The sequence below is a fragment of the Paenibacillus sp. BGI2013 genome (genome assembly GCF_002843485.1).
Lineage (GTDB): Bacteria > Bacillota > Bacilli > Paenibacillales > Paenibacillaceae > Paenibacillus > Paenibacillus amylolyticus.
Genome location: NZ_PJFA01000006.1, coordinates 403,663 through 423,958, shown reverse-complemented (window position 1 = coordinate 423,958; position 20,296 = coordinate 403,663). Strand labels below are relative to the sequence as shown.

The 20,296-nt window shown below is 46.7% G+C and carries 20 protein-coding genes; 14 read left to right on the top strand and 6 right to left on the bottom strand.

Annotated elements, in window-relative coordinates:
• Positions 1–137: 137 nt before the first annotated feature.
• Positions 138–1,331 carry a MalY/PatB family protein gene (locus CXK86_RS17810; protein WP_101314177.1) on the bottom strand — a complete coding sequence of 398 codons (1,194 nt, stop codon included), beginning with the start codon at positions 1,329–1,331 and terminating at the stop codon, positions 138–140.
• A gap of 410 nt (positions 1,332–1,741) precedes the next feature.
• On the opposite strand from CXK86_RS17810, the gene CXK86_RS17805 reads away from it, so the two are divergent.
• A complete protein-coding gene (locus tag CXK86_RS17805) occupies positions 1,742–2,431 on the top strand; it encodes a stalk domain-containing protein (protein WP_101314176.1) in 690 nt (229 codons plus the stop codon).
• Positions 2,432–2,561: 130 nt separating this feature from the next.
• On the opposite strand, the gene CXK86_RS17800 is transcribed toward CXK86_RS17805, so the two are convergent.
• Positions 2,562–4,571, bottom strand: coding sequence for a S9 family peptidase (locus CXK86_RS17800; RefSeq protein WP_076251258.1), 2,010 nt, complete (start codon positions 4,569–4,571; stop codon positions 2,562–2,564).
• 394 nt (positions 4,572–4,965) lie between these two features.
• Between CXK86_RS17800 and CXK86_RS17795 the strand changes: the two genes are divergently transcribed.
• The 6 genes from CXK86_RS17795 to CXK86_RS17770 all read left to right on the top strand — a co-directional run bounded on the left by CXK86_RS17795 (position 4,966) and on the right by CXK86_RS17770 (position 9,154).
• A complete protein-coding gene (locus CXK86_RS17795; protein ID WP_101314175.1) occupies positions 4,966–5,523 on the top strand; it encodes an STM3941 family protein in 558 nt (185 codons plus the stop codon).
• A gap of 47 nt (positions 5,524–5,570) precedes the next feature.
• Complete coding sequence (locus CXK86_RS17790; protein ID WP_373888070.1) at positions 5,571–6,434, top strand: aldo/keto reductase; 864 nt, start codon at positions 5,571–5,573, stop codon at positions 6,432–6,434.
• Positions 6,435–6,659: 225 nt separating this feature from the next.
• Positions 6,660–7,046 carry a GntR family transcriptional regulator gene (locus CXK86_RS17785; RefSeq protein ID WP_036606428.1) on the top strand — a complete coding sequence of 129 codons (387 nt, stop codon included), beginning with the start codon at positions 6,660–6,662 and terminating at the stop codon, positions 7,044–7,046.
• Positions 7,039–7,737: an ABC transporter ATP-binding protein gene (locus tag CXK86_RS17780; RefSeq protein ID WP_017690291.1), complete on the top strand. Its 699-nt coding sequence runs from the start codon at positions 7,039–7,041 to the stop codon at positions 7,735–7,737. Before CXK86_RS17785 ends, CXK86_RS17780 begins: the two co-directional genes overlap by 8 nt.
• Positions 7,734–8,474 (top strand): hypothetical protein, encoded by a 741-nt coding sequence (locus CXK86_RS17775; protein WP_036672426.1) that lies wholly within the window; start codon positions 7,734–7,736, stop codon positions 8,472–8,474. Before CXK86_RS17780 ends, CXK86_RS17775 begins: the two co-directional genes overlap by 4 nt.
• Before the next feature lie 179 nt (positions 8,475–8,653).
• Positions 8,654–9,154 (top strand): LURP-one-related family protein, encoded by a 501-nt coding sequence (locus CXK86_RS17770; RefSeq protein ID WP_076251264.1) that lies wholly within the window; start codon positions 8,654–8,656, stop codon positions 9,152–9,154.
• 243 nt (positions 9,155–9,397) lie between these two features.
• Here the strand turns inward: CXK86_RS17770 and CXK86_RS17765 are convergent, their stop codons facing one another.
• Entirely contained in the window at positions 9,398–10,282 is an 885-nt protein-coding gene (locus tag CXK86_RS17765; RefSeq protein ID WP_101314173.1) for a WYL domain-containing protein, read from the bottom strand.
• Positions 10,230–11,585: a helix-turn-helix transcriptional regulator gene (locus tag CXK86_RS17760; RefSeq protein ID WP_101314172.1), complete on the bottom strand. Its 1,356-nt coding sequence runs from the start codon at positions 11,583–11,585 to the stop codon at positions 10,230–10,232. Before CXK86_RS17760 ends, CXK86_RS17765 begins: the two co-directional genes overlap by 53 nt.
• A 345-nt stretch (positions 11,586–11,930) precedes the next feature.
• Here CXK86_RS17760 and CXK86_RS17755 point away from each other — a divergent pair, with 345 nt between their 5' ends.
• The 3 genes from CXK86_RS17755 to CXK86_RS17745 all read left to right on the top strand — a co-directional run bounded on the left by CXK86_RS17755 (position 11,931) and on the right by CXK86_RS17745 (position 15,045).
• Entirely contained in the window at positions 11,931–13,424 is a 1,494-nt protein-coding gene (locus CXK86_RS17755; protein ID WP_101314171.1) for a TROVE domain-containing protein, read from the top strand.
• Between the two features lie 26 nt (positions 13,425–13,450).
• The gene (locus CXK86_RS17750; protein ID WP_101314170.1) at positions 13,451–14,254 is read left to right on the top strand and encodes a nucleotidyltransferase domain-containing protein; all 804 of its coding nucleotides are present in this window, start codon (positions 13,451–13,453) and stop codon (positions 14,252–14,254) included.
• 161 nt (positions 14,255–14,415) lie between these two features.
• Positions 14,416–15,045: a copper amine oxidase N-terminal domain-containing protein gene (locus CXK86_RS17745; RefSeq protein WP_101314169.1), complete on the top strand. Its 630-nt coding sequence runs from the start codon at positions 14,416–14,418 to the stop codon at positions 15,043–15,045.
• 134 nt (positions 15,046–15,179) lie between these two features.
• Here the strand turns inward: CXK86_RS17745 and CXK86_RS17740 are convergent, their stop codons facing one another.
• Entirely contained in the window at positions 15,180–15,572 is a 393-nt protein-coding gene (locus CXK86_RS17740) for a RidA family protein (RefSeq protein WP_101314168.1), read from the bottom strand.
• A 276-nt stretch (positions 15,573–15,848) separates the two neighbouring features.
• Between CXK86_RS17740 and CXK86_RS17735 the strand changes: the two genes are divergently transcribed.
• Positions 15,849–16,100, top strand: a complete 252-nt coding sequence (locus tag CXK86_RS17735) for an RNA-binding protein (RefSeq protein WP_047841868.1) — start codon at positions 15,849–15,851, stop codon at positions 16,098–16,100.
• Between the two features lie 60 nt (positions 16,101–16,160).
• Here the strand turns inward: CXK86_RS17735 and CXK86_RS17730 are convergent, their stop codons facing one another.
• A complete protein-coding gene (locus tag CXK86_RS17730) occupies positions 16,161–17,081 on the bottom strand; it encodes an AEC family transporter (RefSeq protein ID WP_091015648.1) in 921 nt (306 codons plus the stop codon).
• A gap of 121 nt (positions 17,082–17,202) precedes the next feature.
• Between CXK86_RS17730 and CXK86_RS17725 the strand changes: the two genes are divergently transcribed.
• The 3 genes from CXK86_RS17725 (at position 17,203) to CXK86_RS17715 (ending at position 20,144) form a co-directional block, all read left to right on the top strand.
• The gene (locus tag CXK86_RS17725) at positions 17,203–17,718 is read left to right on the top strand and encodes a mismatch-specific DNA-glycosylase (protein WP_036672422.1); all 516 of its coding nucleotides are present in this window, start codon (positions 17,203–17,205) and stop codon (positions 17,716–17,718) included.
• Positions 17,719–17,977: 259 nt separating this feature from the next.
• Complete coding sequence (locus tag CXK86_RS17720) at positions 17,978–18,553, top strand: RNA polymerase sigma factor (protein WP_101314167.1); 576 nt, start codon at positions 17,978–17,980, stop codon at positions 18,551–18,553.
• The gene (locus tag CXK86_RS17715; protein ID WP_101314166.1) at positions 18,531–20,144 is read left to right on the top strand and encodes a hypothetical protein; all 1,614 of its coding nucleotides are present in this window, start codon (positions 18,531–18,533) and stop codon (positions 20,142–20,144) included. The genes CXK86_RS17720 and CXK86_RS17715 overlap by 23 nt, the downstream gene beginning before the upstream one ends.
• Positions 20,145–20,296 lie beyond the last annotated feature (152 nt).

Below are 20,296 nucleotides of genomic sequence, written 5' to 3'. Positions count from 1 at the left end.
CCCTTGTGCAGTCATTGACCATGAATATGAGTCATGGACTTGACTACGGGGCACCCTTTTTTCTATTTTGACAAATATTCACCATTTAACAAACAGTACACGTTTTGTTCGCAACGTACATAGATGTAACTGACAGCTTATTTGCCCGACACATTGCTTAACAACACAGATAACCTGCGCATCGCCTCTTCAACCGTGGAACGTGGACAGGCTACATTAATGCGCATGAACCCTGTACCCTCCGTTCCAAAGAAGCTCCCGTCATTGAAAGCAAGCCCTGCTTCATGAAGCAGCATATTGCATAGTTGTGCATGTGGGATATTCAGCTCCCGGAAATCCATCCATAACAGATAGGTCGCTTCGGGCAAATGCATTTTGATCTGTGGCATATGTTCCGCAACATATTGCTGTACATACTCCATATTTCCACGGATATAGGCAAGGCACTCATCCAGCCATTCCTCGGCATCATTGTAAGCAGCTTCGGTTGCAACAGCCCCCAATGTGCTGATATTGGCAAGTCCCATCGTTTTTACACCCTGCGCGAACGATTCCCGCAACTTGGCATTGGGGATGATGATATTGGATGTGCAGAGGCCAGGAATGTTGAACGTTTTGCTTGGAGCCGTACAGATGATGCTTAGATCAGAGACGGCGTCCGAGATCAGGGTCAGTGGTGTATGAGTTCCGCGCTGATGAACAAGATCGGCATGGATTTCATCTGAAACCATCAGTACGTTGTATTGCAGACACAATGACGTAAGCCCTTCAAGCTCTTCACGAGTCCATACCCGTCCAACCGGGTTATGAGGACTGCACAGAATCAGCATTTTGACCCGACCGGTCTGTAAGCTGGATTCCAGTTGTTCCAGATCCAGCGTGTAATGACCGTTATTCTCTACCAAAGGATTGGTGATCAGTTCACGGCCCTGACCACGTACTACTTCATAGAAGGGAGCATACACCGGGGTTTGGATGACTACAGCATCTCCCGGTTGAGTGAATCGTTGTACAGCAATGCTGAGTGCGGGCACAATACCTGGAGTGAATACAATCCAGTCATCGTTAATTGTCCAGTTGTGGCGCCGTTCCATCCAGCCTGCAACAGCTGTATGATACGCTTCAGTCCGTACTGTATAACCAAAAATCCCGTGCTCCATCCTAGTTTGCAGGGCCTGAATGACGGATGGTGGAGCAGCAAAATCCATATCGGCCACCCACATCGGAAGCGCATCAGCAGCACCGAATATATCCTCAAGCGCATCCCATTTTTCTGATCCGGTAGAGATCCGGTTAATAGACTGGTCAAATGTACTGTTATTGTTATTCATCGTATTTAATCCCCCTTGAGTTCCGTTCCTTCGACCACAAATCGACAAATAATTATCTAATACATTGGTTAATTTCGCAACTGTTGTGCGTGTATGATTAGCTTCATATGTATGGTCCGGGATTCAGGACTTTATTCATATAAGAACAACTTAACGAGCCAGAGAACAGCGGGCATACGACAAAGACTATTTTTGTACGTCCTTGGTCCTGTTTTGTCCATTTATCGTTTAAAACCTCTTGTCAGATGCTATTATATTGCTAACATTTGGTGGAATAACGGGCTGTTATCCGAATAAGCTCGTACCCATACATGATGAGCATAACTACATGAGTCTTTCGCGTACATCGAGCGATCGCTTGAATCGTATTATGCATAAGGCTGACATTTGAACTCAGGAGGCGTTTAGGGATGAAAAGCAAAAAGTGGTTGATTGCTGCAGGTGTGTTTGGCATGATATTAACCGGATCGGCAGGTGTATATGCAGGTACACAACTGGAGACAATCAAAGCTTATCTGAACCATGGGCTCGCCATCGAAGTGAACGGACAGAAATTTACACCGACAGGTGACCAGGGCAAAAAGCTTGCGCCAATTACATATCAAGGCAGTACATATCTCCCGGTTCGTTCGATTGCCGATGCGTTAAAGACCGAAGTGAAGTATGATTCCCAAAACAATAAAGTAAGCATCGGCTCTTCAAGCTCTTCTGGTGGGTCAACATCCACAGGCAACAGCGGAACGACATCACCATCTACAGGTACGAACTCACAGGCGGCAGGTGTGAAGTCCAAGTATCTGCCAGCAGATTTCCCATTACCGAAGGATGCGAAGGCAACAAGTCTCATTGAGAACATAATGGATGGTGATAAAAAAGTAGTGCTCACGTACACAACCAAAGAAACGTTGCTAACCGTTGGAACATCCTACAAAGACTACTACCAGACCAAAAATTTGAGTCAGAACACTCAGGATATACAGGCAGACGGCTTCAGCATCGTGGGTCGTGAAGATGGCAAATATGCCGTGACCATCACAGGTTCGGTGTCTGCAACCAACAAGGATCTGAATGAAATCACCGTAGTGTGGGGCGAAGAGTAATCCTTCCTTCTATAAAAGGTGAACAGCAAAAGCCGCCCGTTGAAATCATAACAGATTTCATTGGACGGCTTTTAGGGTTGAATCCATATCTGGTTCTATACTCTGAATTAATAGTCTAAATATTAGTCCGTTACAGGTACTCGTTGAACCATCCGGCAATATGCTCCAAACGGCGTACCCTCAAGTGAGGGTGACCTCCACGGGACAACTCGTGGTTTGCCCCTGGGAAACGAACAAGTCTTGTGGTCTGCTTGCGCCGTTTTAATGCAATGAACAACTGCTCGGCTTGTTCAATTGGACACCGCAGATCCTGTTCGCCATGCAAAATGAGCAGCGGAGTACTGACGTTTCCGACATAAGCGAGCGGGGAATGTTTCCATAGTTTTTCCGTGTCATCCCACGCGTTACCGCCAATCTGGTCTTCCGTGAAGAAATATCCAATGTCACTTACACCGTAGAAGGATAGCCAATTGGAGATGGAACGCTGGGTAACAGCCGCCTTAAAGCGGTCCGTGTGTCCAACAATCCAGTTGGTCATGAAGCCACCATAACTGCCCCCGGTTACGCCCAATCGTGATTCATCGATAAACTCATACTGGGACAGGGCATAATCCACACTCTCCATGAGATCGCGATAATCGCCACCGCCATAATCTCCGCGACAGGCGTCTACAAACTGCTGCCCGTATCCGAGGCCACCGCGTGGATTGATATACACAACAGCGTAGCCTTGTGCGGCGAGAATTTGGAACTCGTGCATAAACGTAAAACCATACATCATGTGCGGGCCGCCATGAATCTCCAGAATGGTCGGGATTTTGACCCCGTCGACCATGCCATGAGGTTTCATGATCCATCCTTGCAGTCGCAGGCCATCTGAGGAATTAAACCAGAAGGTCTCAGGTGTACTAAGGTGGATCTCATCCTCAAGCTGTGGATTGCTACGGGTGAGCTGAATCGGTTCTACCTCAGGATCTTCCGGTTGTTCATATATATATAGATCACCAGGATTTAGTGTATCGGCTACAGCGGCAACGATCTGCCCGTTTTCCAACTCGGCAAATTGATAAATCTCCCGTTCGTCAGGCCATATATAGTCGGCACTGCTGCCGTCTCGAGCGAATTTGGCGATGCGTACACTACCATGGATAGTCGCCAGACAGAAGATTGAAGAACCATCCCTGCTGAATACTGGCCCCGTGGTTGTCAGATGTGATCGCATGTCGCCAACAATGCTGTGATTCAACTGTACGTCCCAATCGGTGCTCAGACATACGAGTTCACCACCTGATATTGGAAGGGTGTACAACTTCACAAGCGTGGCATTTCCATAGGAACGGTCACTGGCGAGCAGTGCAAGAGATTGTCCATCCGGCGCAAAGGCCAGTCGGCTGAACGTATACCCTTCCGGGGTCAACTGCTGCACATCCGATCCGTCTGCCTTGGCAAGGTACACATGATTAGTCAGGGTGTAATCATTATGCTCCTCGCCTTCTTCAGGCATCTGCGCAATCCAAGCGATGGATGTTCCGTCCGGGGACCAAGCGTAGTCTCCAACGTCATAATGACCTGTAGTTACAGGGAGTGGTTCCACATCGATCGGTGCGAGAGCGAAGAGGTGGGAACGTCGACCGTTCCATAATCCGCTGGCATCTGATTTCATGCGAATCCGGTCTACGACATGTTCTTGCAGCAGTTTGGGTTTATCGTCTATAGGATCTGTATGTTCTGATTCTTCATTTCCGCTCATATCCACGGATGATTTCGCAAGTATGGTATGACCATCCGGTGACCAGAGCAGAGAACTGACGCCATGTTTCAGGTGACTGATTTGCTGTGCTTCTCCGCCATCTGATGCGATAATCCAAACTTGGGATTTCCCATCAACCTCTCTTAAAAAGGCAAGCTGAGACCCATCGGGCGACCAGGCAGGGGAATGATCCTTCTCACCAGAGGTAAAGGGCCTGTCCTTCTGACTCCCCAGATGCAGCAGTCTCAGGTGAGAACAATAACCGTCACGTGCTTCATTCGTTTTCCGGCTTACATATACCAGTTGTCCGCCTTGAGGGGACGGAGTTGGATCATTAACCCATGTAATCTGATAAAGATCTTCCGATGTTATGCCGCGCTGACTCATCATTGTTTGTCCTCCCACCATGAATTAGAATTGGTTAATTTCCTAACCTTTCCATTTATATTAACGGAAAGCTAGGGACAGGACAATATGACTAAGGATGGGAGGGGAGACTTTTATAACAGCGATCGGAAGGTTGTTCTGTCATCGGAGTGACCCATGCAAACATTCTTTGTTCAATTCATATAGGTGTGTTAAAAGGATTTGCTCGAAGGATGACGAATCCTAATGTTGAATAAGCGCAGAAATGACGAAAAACGGTCTAATTTTAATGTTTAACATTGGTGAATTTGGTTTAATGTACAATGCAATTCCTGTTCTACATTCAGGTAATTGGTTCATAGCCATTCGTTTATATAGAACTCGTATGATTCAGTCGCAATGGAGGAGGAACGTCACGTTGAGCACATCCTATGAGCAGCATGTGGAATATCCAAACCGGAAACGAATGGCGTGGCTCACGGCAGGGGCAGCACTTTTTGTGGCAGCCGGATTTTTTTTGATTTTTGATCGTTCTTCAGTTACGAATGATTCCATCCTTTCGGATGTGATTGGACTTCTATCCATTTTGTTTTTCGGGCTATGTTTCTGTTACAGTCTGGTAAAGATGATCAAGAAGGAACCTTCTTTTGTAATCGATGAGGATGGGTTTGTGGATGCATCTTCTTATACCGCAGGAGGAGCCGTGGCCTGGAGAGACGTTGAGAATATTTTTATGTATGAATTAATGGGACAGAAAATGATCGGGGTCAAGTTGCGGGACGAGAAAGCCTTTCTGGATCGCCAGAACGGGATGAAACGCAAATTGATGACGGTCAACAGCAATATGGTCGATGCAACCATCAGCGTTGCCCAAAGTAGCCTCACAGTGCCACTGGATCAATTGTATATCATGATGATGAGCCACTGGAGACATGTGAGTGATAACATGATTTATGATTCGTATAATCGTCGTTAGAGAGGTCACAATGTCCATAGAGTCTTCAGAATGGAGGAATATAGATGATGCATGGTAATCAAACACGCACGATTCTACTTCCGGATGGAACTGCCCTGCCTGCGATAGGACAAGGCACATGGAACATGGGAGAGAAGCAATCCAGCCAGCAAGAAGAAGTACGCGCACTGCGTTCCGGTATTGAACTGGGAATGACCGTGATTGATACGGCGGAGATGTATGCAGAAGGTGGGGCAGAGGTTGTTACGGGAAAGGCCATCTCGGGCCATCGTGATGAAGTTTTTCTCGTATCCAAAGTGTATCCCCATCATGCGGATCGCAATCAGATGATTACGGCCTGTGAACGTAGTCTTAAGCGCTTAGGAACAGATCGCCTGGATTTGTATCTGCTCCACTGGCGAGGGGGAGTACCACTCGAAGAGACGGTTGAGGCTTTGGAACAATTAAAGCAATCCGGTAAAATCCTTCGCTGGGGTGTATCGAATCTGGATACAAGGGATATGCAGGAGTTATGGAGTCTGCCGGAGGGGTCTCAGTGCATGGTGAATCAGGTGCTCTACCATGCAGCTTCGCGTGGTATCGAACATGATCTGCTTCCCTGGATGCGGGAACGGAGCGTTCCTGTAATGGCGTATTGTCCACTGGCACAGGGTGGCAGACTTCGAAGTGAATTGTTGGAGCATCCAGTCATTCAGAAGATTGCGCAGGATCGAGGAGTTACGACTTCGCAGATCGCATTAGCCTGGGTGATCAGGGATGGAGATGTACTGGCGATTCCGAAGGCGGTACAGCTGAATCATGTGGCAGACAATGCAACAGCAGTGAATATCGTTTTGACACAAGAGGAACTCGCCCGTTTGGATGAGGCATTCCCTGCACCTAAAGGCAGTGTACCTCTAGATATCGTGTAGCTGGCTCTTTTTTATTGGATAAGCATATGAATAAGATAACAATACGATTAATAAAGTTATGCAGAGCAGATCTTCACGATCTGCTCTTTTTTTTGTCTGGATATCGATAGCAGAAGCTTGCCCATCAATTGAGCGAATATATATTTTAACAAATGGGCTTTACAACACTATTTCACTAGTGTACTATGTAACTAACACACCAGTACAGAGAGGAGCGAGAGCTTTGTGACTATAGAATTTGATAACAATTTACCAATCTATCTGCAGATCATGCAGTACATCAAAAGACAGATTGTAACCGGGACACTTCAGGCAGGTGACAAAATTCCTTCGGTTCGTGAACTGGCGGCTGAACTACAGATCAATCCAAATACAGTACAACGGACATTTCAGGAGCTTGAGCGGGAAGAAGTGGTCGAAACCAAACGGGGCTTAGGCAGATATGTGACCAGTGAGGAGCGGAAGATTATGACGATCAAAAAAGAGATGGCCGGTGAATTGCTGGAACGCTTTCTGACCGGAATGCAGGAACTGGGGATCGAAGAGCAGGATATCTTATCCATCGTAGCCGATGCCGTTGCGGAAGGAAAGGGAGGAACAACGCATGAGTAACATCCTTGAACTGAACCAGATCAATAAGACATATGGCAATAAGAAAGCGCTCAGTAATATTACATTGGATATTGCTCCAGGACGAATCGTAGGTCTGCTGGGTAGCAACGGTAGTGGAAAAAGTACGCTCATGAAGCTGGTTGCAGGTTTGTTGCATCCGAGTAGCGGAACGATTCAAGTCACAGGTAAGCCTGTTGGGCTGGAGACGAAGGCGTTGGTTTCATTTATGCCGGATCGCCCATTAACCGAGAAGTGGATGAGAGTGCGGGATGCGATTGCGTACTATCGCGATTTCTATGCTGATTTTGATGAAGAGAAGGCGCGGGAGATGCTGGACTTCATGAACCTTGTCGAGAGTGACCGGGTACGGCATCTGTCGAAAGGGATGAATGAACGACTACAACTAACACTGGCACTTTCTCGTAAGGCTCGTCTGTATTTGCTGGATGAACCGATTGGCGGAGTAGATCCGGTTGCGCGTGGCAAGATTCTGGATGCGATCGTCAAATTCTATGATGAAGACAGCAGTCTGATCATCTCCACGCATCTTGTGAATGATATCGAACGGATTTTTGATGAAGTTGTCTTTATTCGCGAGGGTGAGCTGGTGATGCGGGAAGAAGTGGAAACGCTCCGTCTGAAATATGGGAAAAGTGTGGATGAGATGTTCAAGGAGGTCTATGCGGAATGATGACATTATTGAAGTATGACTTTAGAAGGAACTGGAATACACTGCTGGCTGGGCTAGTTATTTTGATTATCGCTCAAGTGGGGCTTTCCCTTTTCGTGTCTGAGGTCACAGGGATTGTGCTTGGCATTATGGGTTATGTTGGAGTAGGTGTGGCTATTTATGTGAAAATGATCAAAACATACACGTCCAATATCCGCTCTTATAATCGCCGTCTGTTACCCGTAACGGGCCTATCACATGTGTTGTCTCCTTTGATCTTTGGACTACTTTGCGGGTTGGGGTTAGTCATTATATTCGCGACTCATGCCTACATCTATATCTCAATGAAGCTACGAATGAACATGGCTACCAATATTGATCTTTCGGGTCTGCATGTTTCGGATTATATTAGTTTGTTGCTGTTTAGCGCATGGGTTATGGTATTCATGACCGTCATTATCTTCCTTTCGATCTCGATTGCAGGCAGCTTCCGTTGGAGAACGGGGCCATGGATTGGAATCGTTGCATTCTTTGTCCTCGTTAATCTGCTTGGCTGGTTGGAAAATATCATTACGACAGGACGTTTCAGTCCAAATGAGATGTTCCGGTATACGGAAGAAAGTACAGGTATTGCAATCACAGCCAATGGTGTACTATGGTCGGACGGCATGTGGGGAAGCATTGTATTTGAAGTCATTGTGGCGGTCATCTTGGTATGGGCTACCATTTACTTGAACAACAAAAAAGTCGAAGTTTGATGACAGGATAATTTGAACGTGATGCGAGCAACCAGAGTTGCTCGTTTTTTGCATCCAGTAATAATCCACTTTTTGAATCCATTACCATTAATTATACGTATATATAAATATATTGTGTGCTTGATGCGAGATTAGTTTAAAGAGAACAAAAGGATATGTAAGCGAAAGGAGGAAGCGTTATGGAACTATACTTCAGGGATAACTTTTTTAACGCGGGTTACACCGAGATTATGAATCCGAATCAGGAACAGGCCGGGCATCTGGATTTGAAAAGTGTCTTTGGTTCTTCGCTCGATGTATCGGATAACACGGGATTGGTCTGCAGCGGCAAATTTCGCATGTTAACGAATCGTTGGGATATCACTGCAGCAGATGGGAGACATCTGGGTGTGCTTCGGGCCAGGTTCAGTTTCTTTAACAAAAAGTATGAATATGATGCGGGATCACGCGGTACGTATGATGTGTCTGCCCCAGCATTTTCGCAGGAATATGATATAAGTGGCAGTGGTGGCCGCATCGTGGCCAGTTTCCGTCGCACCAGCGGCTGGTTTAGTTCAGGGGCATTTGTATTAGATAACCAGTCGGAACAACTGGACACGTATGAATTAATTGCAGTGGTCATGGGCGTGCACGCGATTAATAAAAGACGGAACTCGGCTGCCAGCAGTGGCGGAACGTAGTACAGGAGCGCATTAACCGTCATCTTAGCAAAGGCAGTCCCTTCAAGACTCGTTTAACCTTGTTCATAGCAATGTGTTGGACACTGGAAACGATTTTAAGTGAACGGAGTAAAGCTGGTTGCCACTTCACGATATTTTACGAGCAAGCATGTATACCAAAAAGGTTTGGATGAGATTATCCAGACCTTTTTTTATATGGGTTTGCTTTTGAGCAATAGTTATGGTTAACCCAATCTTACAAAATCATTGACCATCGGCTTTCGCAAGGGAGCCTTCCTCACGTTGACGGTGCTGAACTTCATTGGAGCATTCGGAATGCGTATCAGGATCTTTTTCCGCATAACGGGCTAATGCCTTCGCAGCTGTTTCGGACATCCGCTCCCGCAGCACTGTGTGGTCAGCGATTCGAACCCGTTTGCCGAGAAAACGCATTTTGGATAAGACGTAATCCATCTCATTGCGCGGAACGGTCAGCTCGATCCGATATGTCTGCTTGGCTTCCAGGTACTCGACCTGTTTTTCGAAGCAGGAGAATGCATAGAGGATTCGGGACAGTTCCTGATTGAACTCGGGCAGTACCTCGATGGTGATGGTCGTTTTGCGCTTCTCCGTTATCGCAGCAATCCGGGCAGTGTAACCCGAAGCGGTATCCAGTTCAACCGGTTGGGCTTCCACGGTAACGATGCTGTGCAGCTTGGTCGACATTAGTTTGTCGAAGCGAGGCGCATACCATAGCACGTACCATTCTTTTTTGACCATGGAATACTCCAGTTTGTACGGGAAGCCGAATTCATCATGGCTCGTGCGTCCATTGCGGACGCGACCCGTCATGCGAAATCCCTGATGATGCAGAATGATTAGCCGTAACTGTCGAAGTAGTGGGTGAGAGACACTGTTTTCTTCGCTTTTGGCTTTTTCAGTCAGGTAATCTTGAAGGTTCAGGTCCTGCTCACCATTCAGCATGTTGTACATTTTATCCAACGTTACAGCGCTCAGCGCTTCTCTCGCAGTAGGGTGGTTCAGCATCATGCGAAGCCAGGCCCGTTCCTGTGAGGTCCAGGTGAACAGTCCGGTTTCATTCAGTCGTGTCATCATCTGGTAATTGAACATCTTCTCGAACAGGTTCATAATATTCCGCAATCTCCTTCCATTCCTTAATCATCTCCTGGCGTAGTCTCTGAGGTGCGATTATTTCGCAGCTTGAGCCAAAACTCCGTAACCACGGTTTGATCTCGGTGGTACCGTTGACCTGGATTTCGTAGAGAAAGGTATGATCCGTTTCGGGTATAATTTTGCCCCATTGACCTTGCAGACGAACCCGATCCAGAATAAAGTTGCGCTGACCACGCTCCGGGTGGAAAAAGCGAGCTTGAACCGTCACGGTATTTCCCGTATCCACGAGCCAACTGTAGCGACTAATGTCGGTCCACTGCTGCTTCAGTTCGAGCATGTATTGCTCTTCTACTGAATCTTGTTCCTCCAACTGTGTTATGCCTTCCATGCGGAATTTCACAAAGCCGCGGCGGCCCTGATATCCAATTACATACCAACGACCATACTGATGGTCATAGATCACTTCAAGGGGCACGATCCGGTTGGATAGACCACCTGCTTCCCGTTCAAAGCGTGGATTCGTATTCTGTGAACTGTAGCTGGATGGTTTTTTCGGTGAATAGTATAGGAACTGCACACGTTTACACTGACGAATCGCACTAAGCAGCGTGTAGAGATGAGCCTCGTCCAGGATACGAGAATAATAGTGATACTTATAGATATAGGGCTCGGTAGCTTCTTCTTGCGGGAAACTTGCCGTAATGGCTTTTTTTAAACTGTCGCGCAATAAGTACCCCTGTACGGAAGGAACCTGGGTGTTCGCCATCATATCCACAAAATCATACAACTCCAGCTGTTCCTCGACTGTCAATTCGGTAAGGGCGTCCTGTTGTAAAGCATATCGATACGGTCTGCCACCCGGCTCTTTTCGGATAACCCCAACCTCTTCCAGATACTTCAGATCGGAACGAATGGTTTTCTCGTCAGGTAACGCCAGATCCTCCGGCAGATCAGCACAGCAGGCGTCCAGCAGTTCCATCGCGGTCAGGGTTTTATGTTGTAAGGTATGCAAAAGGACAGAAAGCCGCTGAACTTCAGTCTCTTTCATCGACTTGGCGCGGAAGAGGAAGAGCAACATAGGCTCTGCCGACTCCCCGTATTGGAAGCGGACGAGATCTGCCATTTCCCGGCCTGCTTCGGCACTTGAGCGTTGGTCGGCGACGGTCTGCATGATTTCTTTTAATCTGCGATTGGTTTTATCAAAGGTATGTACGGATATGCCAAGTCGCTCGGCATATTGTTTGCGGTTATATGCACCGCTTGTTAGGGATAACATGCGTAAGAACTGAATTTCTTTGTCAAAACTCTCTCTTGCCATGAACATTCACTCCTTGTTATCCCTTCATTGTAGCAGGATCAGTGGCAGGTTTCATTTTAAAGTTATGAAGGTCGTCATACTTTTACCATGTTCGCGTGTGGGTGCGTGAGGCATAATAAGGTTGTGAAGCGGGGCAGCAACAAGCGCTGTGAATCAAGGTTCCGAGGCGCCAGGGAGGGTTACTTCGACTGTTAATCGACCAGGTCGTTGGTTCGAATCCAATCGCCGCCGTTCATGGCGGTGTAGCTCAGCGGTAGAGCGGGTATTATACCTTCCCACCTTTTTCCTCGGAACATTTTATTATGAAAGAACAGCAAATAGACTCACACCGGGAGGTCATGAGTGATGAGCAGAGCGAAACAATTATTTAATCAACCTCAGCCAACGACACGTAATCATGGGGGCTACGGAGCCTATGAGCGATTGGTGGAGGAACAATATATACAGATGTTGATGACCAATACATTGAACAATACGTTTTATACAGATACACAGCAACTGATGGACGATGCGATGGTCAGTCATCAGGAGATGGCTGAGGTCGATGCAGGGTTTATGGCGCGGGCGCTGGCCTATGCTCGTAATGAAGGTTTGATGCGGTTACAGCCTCTATACGGGCTGGCACTCTTGTCCAAGGTGGACCCGGATCAGTTTGCAAAGGTATTCTCCAAGGTCGTACAGACACCGGCTGACTTGGCCGATTTTCTGACGATTCTGAGAGGATTGGGTCGGGGGCAGGGCGGCCGAGCGGTGAAACGTCAGGTAAGTCAATTTTTGAACGGCATTACTGAATATTGGGCGATCAAATACAACGGGCGTGGGCGTGGATACAGTCTGGGCGATATGATCGCTACAGCACATCCCAAGCCGATAGATCTGAAGCAGCAAGCCTTATTCCGTTATTTGCGCGGGCATGAGGTGGATCTTACGGAACTACCGCAGTTGCAGGCGCTTGAAAAGCTGAAAGCTACTCCAAACCCGGCAAGCCGGATGCATCTGATCGAGAAAGGTAAACTGCCGTATTCGGTGGTCACCTCGATCATGCAACCGACACGTACGGTGTGGGAGGCGTTAATGTCACAGATGCCGACTTTTGCGTTGCTGCGCCATCTGAATGCAATGGATCGTGCGGGAGTCTTTGAAAAATCGAAAAATATCGATTACGTAACAGGTCGTCTAACGGATGCAGAAGCCCTGCGTAAGTCGCGCATCTTACCATTCCGATTCGCCAGTGCATATGAAATGATTGCGAGAGAAGAGTTGCGGGATGCTTTGCGGCAAGCGGTGGAGCTATCCATTGGCAACCTGCCAACACTGCCGGGAAGAACCGCTATTTTCCTGGATCGCTCCGGTTCCATGAAAGGGGATTATTTGCGGATTGGTTCGGTGCTGGCACTGGCGCTTTATAAACAAACAAGAGGTAACGCACTGTTCTGGTTATTCGACCATATGGTTGAGGATGCTCGTCCCAAGATGGATGAGAGCATCCTTTCCCAAGCTCACCGTATTCGCGCACAAGGTGGAACAGACACCGGTCGACCGGTGCGGGAACTTCGGGATATCGGAGAAAAAGTGGATCAGATCATTATGATCACCGATGAACAGCAGAATGAAGGCAGCCCGTTATATGCTGAGCTTGAGCGATATCGCCGGATGATGAATCAGGAGCTGAAGGTATTTATTGTGGATATAGCACCTTATCAGCAGGCAATGGTACCGCCACGGGATGGCAAAACCTTTTACATCTACGGTTGGAGTGAAGCGGTATTGACGTATATTGCCGAGACTATGGCAGGATATGATACACTCGCGAACCGGGTGAGAGAGATAGAGATTTAATTGAGGGAATTTGGAGGCGGCTGACCATGACCTACGTTCATGAAGAAATGAGAGATACGATCAGACAACGGCTCAAACAGATTGAACAGGAGGAGCAGGTACAGATCATCTATGCCTGTGAATCGGGCAGTCGGGCGTGGGGGTTTCCTTCACAGGATAGTGATTATGATGTTCGTTTCTTGTATGTAAGACCGCTGGAGTGGTACTTGTCGATTGAGGATAAAAGGGATGTTATCGAACGCCCGATCAGTGATCAGCTCGACATCAATGGTTGGGATCTGCGCAAGGCATTGAAGCTGTTCCGCAAATCAAATCCACCACTGCTGGAATGGTTGCAATCCCCGATTCAGTATGATGAACAGTATAACGTGGCACAGCATATCCGTGCACTGTCGCCTTTGACCTTCTCGCCCAAGTCCTGCATGTATCATTATCTGAATATGGCGAAGGGCAATTTTCGAGATTATTTACAAGGTGAGCGAGTGAGGATTAAAAAGTACTTCTATGTTCTTCGTCCATTACTCGCTTGTGGCTGGATCGAACGTCATGCTGCGATGCCACCGATGGCATTTGAAGAGCTGGTTCAAGAACTTGTACCTGCGACTACACCGCTATATACGGAGATTCATGAGTTACTACGCCGGAAAAAGGCGGGCGAGGAACTGGATCTGGAGCCGCAGTTGCCAGCAATACAAGCTTTTTTGGCGGAGAAGATCGAGCATTTTGAACAACTGGCCGGCCAGATGGAGAATGAGCGGATTATTCAATTTGAAGAATTGGACCGGATTTTCCGTTTGGCATTACAAGAGGTGTGGGGCGAACGGGGGTAAGAGGAAGAAAGTTGTATGCTGGTAACGCTATCGATGGAGTTGAAGTGAGTATACCCGCGTTTGTGAACTGTTATGTGAAAATAAATTTTGTTATTCACCTATATTGTATGGGTGATTATGGTATGATACTCTGGCCAAACTAATTGCTGGAGGTTATCCGTATGCGTATCAAATTAATAAGCAGTTTGCTTGCCATTTTTATGATTTTTGCTACTGTTGCATCTGCCCATCCGGGAAGAACAGATGCAAATGGGGGACATACCTGTCGAACCACCTGTGCAAAATGGGGGCTGAAACAAGGGGAATATCATTATCACAACGGAGGTTCTTCTTCGAGTTCCAAATCTTCCTCTTCAAGTTCATCCAGTTCAGGAAGTACCAAGAAAAGTAATAAGTCTTCAACGGCAACCCAAAAGAAAGCCACTCCTAAACCAGAATATATCAAGTCTGCTGTTCAGGTGAAGGTGAATGGTTCCAAGGTTATTTTCACCGAGTCTCCAATTATAATGAATAACACAAATCTCGTACCTCTGCGTGAGATGGCCAAAGCAATGAAAGCCAAAACGTCTTGGGACAGTAAGACTCAGACCATTACCGTTACCAAAGACAAGTACAAGCTAATCTTTACCTTGGGCAGTAAAAAGGTGAAGTTTAACGGGAAAGAAGTCACCCTACAGGCAGCACCCAAAGAAATTAAGGGAACGACGTACATTCCCCTCAGAGTTTTGGTAGAAGGGCTTGGGGCATCCCTCACTTCATCTGGTAATACGCTGACGGTGAAAGTCAAATAATAAGAATAAGAATTCATAAAGAAGCAGGTTCGGAGTTTATCCGACCTGCTTTTTTTGTGTGTGTATGAACTTCGTTATAGTGAGTAATTTATCAGGCTGTTTTTCTTAGTGCGGAGCGTTAGGGATTTTCCGAATCAGTTGGTATGAGCAACGGCGCGAATCTCAATCAGTTGATGAGGGAAGGCCAGACCCGATGTCCCAACCATCGTAACAGCCGGACGATGAGTACCAATGTACTCTTTATACACGGCAACACATGGCTCAAGATGCTCCTGCGGGTGAACCAAAAAAATCTCCAGTTCAGCAATGTTCGACTTGGTCACATTAAATCCTGCGAGCACGCGATCCAAGTTATCCAATGTCTGGCGAACCTGTGCTTCAATATCTTCGACACCAATAAACGTTCCCTGCATATCATGTGAAAATTGTCCTGCAATGTAGATCGTACCGTTAACACTGTATCCCTGAGCAACGCTAAATGCTTCTTCCCACGGGACACCGTGGCTATATATTTGAGCTGTAGACATATATTTCTCTCCTTTGGGAATTCAAGATAAGGTTAGTATAAACGGAGAAAAACGACTTGGGCAGTACGCACTTTCATGACAGTGACTATCCATTAGGATAGTGTAACTACGGTGTTTGTGAGCCTAACGACTCATTTCAGAGAATCTTTATATCAGGATATTTAATTTAGGTATAACTAACTTAAGTCCTATATCCTTCCACTAGAATCTGGGTAATAATTATAGTAGGCAAGTGATTAATGGAATCTCATAACGTAACGATAGGGGGTAACCTGTATGGCATCCGTGATTCTGCTGGTGAAACAGACGGAGGACGATGAGAAGGTTATTTATCGATTCGGACCGAATGAGCGAAAGATGGGGCTCATTGAGATGAATAAGATCAAGGAAAGTGTGAGGGAACTGGAACCTGTCCAGGTGGATGGGGTAAGTCCGAGTTTTTTCTTTAACCGAGCCGCGCAGCGACTGGTACGATGTTTATTCAGGGAAGGCGGCAAGTTCCCGGAACGAACGACGTTTGAATCATAGTTTCAGCACCACAAAATAAGTCCACAACCCTGCTCATGGGTCATGGACTTATTTTTCATTTCAGAACGTTTTGGCATAAGAAATCAGTGCTGTTATCGTGATGATGTTAAGCAACGTTGAGATTAGCACCGTCTGGGCTGCAAAATCGGGTTCGTTATCGTATTCTTCCGCTAGAATGGATGCGTTGACACCTGTCGGCATACCCGAAGCGATAATGAGTGCCTGTGCAGCGATACCTTCCAACCCAAGCATAAGCACAATTGAAATCCCGATAGCCGGGCCAATCAGAAGACGCAAAAATGTGCTAATATACACATCAAGACGGTACAGTTGAATTGGATATTTTACAATCTGTGCTCCGAGCGTCAACAGTGCGACGGCAACCATACTTTGCTGCGCATAGGTCAGTGGCATGGACAGGAACGTAGGCAAGGGAACCTTCCACATGTGTAACAGAATCCCCAGCAAGAGCGCATACGGAACGGGCATTTTAAGAAATCCAATAATCACCGCACGGTAGTTACCTTTGAGCTTCGCGCCCTGAATGGACAACACGCCGTAGGTGAATGTCAGTAATGCCTGCAAAGACATGACCAGCGCCTGAATGGAAGAGGCGAGTGGATCGCCGCGGAATACCAGTGCATTGATGGGCAGTCCATAGTTGCCTGCGTTATCCAGCATAATACTGTTGTTGAAGGCAGCCTTCATGCCTTTATTCATCCGAAGCGAGCGCGCAAATACAGAACCTACAATATAGAGAATCAATACATATATCGCGTAAAAGAGTGTCACTGTCCCAAGCAGTTCGCCCGACATATCCGAGTGGTACATGCTCATAAAGACGGCTGCGGGGGTAATACAATAGAAATTGATTTTGGCGAGGGTGTACAAGTCCAGCTTGAACACCTTTTGCATCCAGGAACCGACGGCGATCAAGAGAAAGACGGGCAGGACGACTTCAAGCATGATGTCTGCAATCATTAGTTCAGCTTCCTTTTTCATGAAAATTTCAATCCGATTTCGAAAATACTTTGCTTATTATATCATTTTATACACACACGAAAGATTTAATTAGCTAAAAAAGATAAGGGGGCTTCCCATCATGATTCCAGATCATCTGGATGTTGGTTTATCGATATTGTTTATTGGTTTCAATCCGAGCATTACGTCTGGAGAGACGGGTCATCATTATGCTTACAAAGGAAACCGGTTCTGGCGCATTCTTGAACGTTCGGGATTAACCCCGCGTTTATATGATGCACAGGAGGATGGAGAGTTGCTGAAGCTGGGATATGGATTCACGAATATTGTGGCCCGTCCCACCAGAGGTATGGAGGATATTACGAAGGAAGAGTACGCAGAAGGACGACAGATTTTACGGCAAAAGCTGGAGGAATACCGACCGGACATCGCCTGTTTTGTCGGAAAAGGAGTGTACACCCAGTACAGCAAGCGTACCAAAGTGCAATGGGGATTTCAGGACGACCCGGTCGTCAAGGAAATTCAGGAGTTCGTCGCTCCGTCGTCCAGTGGACTCGTGCGCATGTCGATGGATGAGATTGTGGCGATCTATTCCCAGCTTGCTGATTTTGTTGCGGAGAAGAACAGGGAAGATTAAGAGGCAAGTAAGACAGGAGAGGTAAGATAGCAGGAAGAGGTTACCATGGAATGTGTGATTCGGGTTGCCATAAAATTCACCACGAAACCTATAGAGAATGTGCAGCGGCGATCTCAAAATGTTGGTACGCAGAGTTCACCCAATTCGGCTTTGCCGATAAGGGCGAATTCTTTTTTTGGATAAAGTGAGAGGTTTCGGGAACGGCTTCCGTCTATATAGTACAGAACCATGCATGGAAGCTGTAGAGAAGGGGGATTACATGACTCAACAGATACCGGAGGAGGAGCTTATTCAGCGCATTGTTGCAGGGGATAAGCAGTTGTTCTCCGTGCTAGTGGATCGATATAAAAATAAAGTCTACGGCATCATGCGCGGAATGGGCGCGAGTCATCCGGATGCACAGGATCTCGCTCAGGATACGTTCATTCGTATCTATCGTTATCTTCCGTCGCGGCGGGAGGGAAGCAGTTTCTCGTCGTGGGTGTACACCATTGGGGTGAATCGGATGCGGGATTTTATACGGGAAAAGAAACCCGTCATGTCTCCGGTCGATCAGGCGATCGAACCTGTCAGTAATGAAACACCGGAAAAACGTGTGCTGCATAAAGAGATGCAGCGTGAAATATATCGACACCTCGAACAGTTACCTGAATCGTATCGCCTGGTGTTATTACTGAAGTACACAAACGAGTTGAGCTATGAAGAGATTGCAGACATTACAGGTATGAGTTCAACCAAAGTGCGCAACGCCCTTTATCGCGGGAAAAAAACGCTGAGGAAGCAAATGGAACGCAAAGGAGGTTTAGCTACGTATGAAGCCTATTTCAAGGGATGAAGATCGGTTGTGGGAGGAGCACCTGTATCGTGAGGAGCCGGATGCGGATTTTACGCTTAAGCTCATGCAGAAGCTGGATGGCGTGTCCATGGAAAGTGGAGAAGACGAGCATCCATTCGTGAAAAAATCCATGAGAACGCATTGGATGCGCCGGACTGGAATGGCAGCAGCGGCTGTTGTGATCTTTGCCGGAGGGGCCTGGTTTGCTTTTGACCGAACAGCAGAGCCAGCACAACCCGCGGTAAATGCTGTGGATCGTCTGCCATTGCCTAACATACCTGTGCCTGAAGCATTGAAATATTCCTATTTTGCGGATGATTATAAACGTCTTAAACCTCTTGGACTTGTGGTTAATCCGGATATCAATATCAATGACCAGGGCTACACGCTTAAAATTGAAGACGTGCTTGTAGACCGATCTCATATGGTAATGACCATGCAACAAACAACACCTGATGGATTAGGGGTATCACGGTTTCTGCCTGAGTTGGGGAGAATTCATGTTACGGATGAAGAGGGGCGACAGGTCGCCACTCTTGCAAGAGATGCAAGAACAAAGGGCCCTCTAACTGAACGATTGTTATTCCAGTTTCATGATGAAATTCCGGATCAAGTGGTCGTGCGGGGTGAACTGCGTAATTTAAATGTGGGCAGATATTATGATTACGAGAAGAAATCCTATGAAGATAGAGATGTTACGGTGGATTGGAGCTTCAAATTCAAGATCGATATGACCAAAGCCAAATCATTGGCTGTTGAAAATTCTATGGATAACACATATACGACGCCAGAAGGACTAAAGCTTGATATGACACAGCTTGTACGCACGCCAAACGGAACCCGGCTTGACCTGAATGTGAGTCTGGATGATGAACTTCGTGCCAAAGTTGATGAGAATTGGGCGAGCTATATGAGTATCATCTACCATCTTGAGATTCCTGAAACAAATGAATATCGAATTTTCAATGGAATAAGACCAGATGCCCGTCAAGCCAAGTTCCAGCTCCAAGATCAGAGTGACTTGAGGAACGGTGGGCCGTTGAAGTTGTCAGAGACATGGGACCCTGCGTTGGTAACGGTAGATGCGAAGAACATTCGCTTTGTTCTGGATGGTTACACCCTGCCGGTGAAAGAAGAGAAATCAGTGGAAGTTGATCTGAATAAGAGGCGTAAGGACACGAATTTTTATACTTTTGCACAATTTGAACAGCTTGGAGATAAAATATTATTCTATGATTTTGAGTACGAGCCACTGATGGAATCGTATGATCCTCCGAAGATTGATGTAAAGGAAGGGTATTCACTAGTTCTGAAGGGGAGTGGGACGTTCCGAAATGCTTTCATGGGTGATCGCTGGGTTGCAGTAGATTCGGATGGAAAAGAGTATCCTGTTGAAGTGAACGGTTATCCGGATCAACCTAATAATAACGGTGAATACGTTGAAGATGATCTGCAATTAAAAATTCGGGGGTTTAACGAAGAAAAGGGTACAAAATTCACTTTGAAAAGAACCGTAGTCAATAGAGAGTATCGCGATGTGAATTGGGAAGTGGATCTTCCGTCGTACAGTAGCCTGCCTTGGCTGAAATAACCAGTAGTACAATTCTTAGACATGAAGTAAATGAAGCTTCGAATGGATGATATAAGGATGGGTGGATGAATCAGTAGATTTAAGTGTGAATGTACAGGAATATAAGGATATAAGCCTAATATACGAAAGAGGCCCTGCATAATGGTATGCGG

Bases quoted from the DNA above. Each gene is read 5' to 3' on its own strand.
- CXK86_RS17775 (WP_036672426.1), top strand. From the start codon at position 7,734: ATGATGACATTATTGAAGTATGACTTTAGAAGGAACTGGAATACACTG.
- CXK86_RS17730 (WP_091015648.1), bottom strand. From the start codon at position 17,081: ATGATTGCAGACATCATGCTTGAAGTCGTCCTGCCCGTCTTTCTCTTG.
- CXK86_RS17780 (WP_017690291.1), top strand. From the start codon at position 7,039: ATGAGTAACATCCTTGAACTGAACCAGATCAATAAGACATATGGCAAT.
- CXK86_RS17800 (WP_076251258.1), bottom strand. From the start codon at position 4,571: ATGATGAGTCAGCGCGGCATAACATCGGAAGATCTTTATCAGATTACA.
- CXK86_RS17740 (WP_101314168.1), bottom strand. From the start codon at position 15,572: ATGTCTACAGCTCAAATATATAGCCACGGTGTCCCGTGGGAAGAAGCA.
- CXK86_RS17745 (WP_101314169.1), top strand. From the start codon at position 14,416: ATGCGTATCAAATTAATAAGCAGTTTGCTTGCCATTTTTATGATTTTT.
- CXK86_RS17755 (WP_101314171.1), top strand. From the start codon at position 11,931: ATGAGCAGAGCGAAACAATTATTTAATCAACCTCAGCCAACGACACGT.
- CXK86_RS17725 (WP_036672422.1), top strand. From the start codon at position 17,203: ATGATTCCAGATCATCTGGATGTTGGTTTATCGATATTGTTTATTGGT.
- CXK86_RS17805 (WP_101314176.1), top strand. From the start codon at position 1,742: ATGAAAAGCAAAAAGTGGTTGATTGCTGCAGGTGTGTTTGGCATGATA.
- CXK86_RS17765 (WP_101314173.1), bottom strand. From the start codon at position 10,282: ATGAACCTGTTCGAGAAGATGTTCAATTACCAGATGATGACACGACTG.
- CXK86_RS17770 (WP_076251264.1), top strand. From the start codon at position 8,654: ATGGAACTATACTTCAGGGATAACTTTTTTAACGCGGGTTACACCGAG.
- CXK86_RS17720 (WP_101314167.1), top strand. From the start codon at position 17,978: ATGACTCAACAGATACCGGAGGAGGAGCTTATTCAGCGCATTGTTGCA.
- CXK86_RS17760 (WP_101314172.1), bottom strand. From the start codon at position 11,585: ATGGCAAGAGAGAGTTTTGACAAAGAAATTCAGTTCTTACGCATGTTA.
- CXK86_RS17810 (WP_101314177.1), bottom strand. From the start codon at position 1,331: ATGAATAACAATAACAGTACATTTGACCAGTCTATTAACCGGATCTCT.
- CXK86_RS17790 (WP_373888070.1), top strand. From the start codon at position 5,571: ATGCATGGTAATCAAACACGCACGATTCTACTTCCGGATGGAACTGCC.
- CXK86_RS17750 (WP_101314170.1), top strand. From the start codon at position 13,451: ATGACCTACGTTCATGAAGAAATGAGAGATACGATCAGACAACGGCTC.
- CXK86_RS17715 (WP_101314166.1), top strand. From the start codon at position 18,531: ATGAAGCCTATTTCAAGGGATGAAGATCGGTTGTGGGAGGAGCACCTG.
- CXK86_RS17735 (WP_047841868.1), top strand. From the start codon at position 15,849: ATGGCATCCGTGATTCTGCTGGTGAAACAGACGGAGGACGATGAGAAG.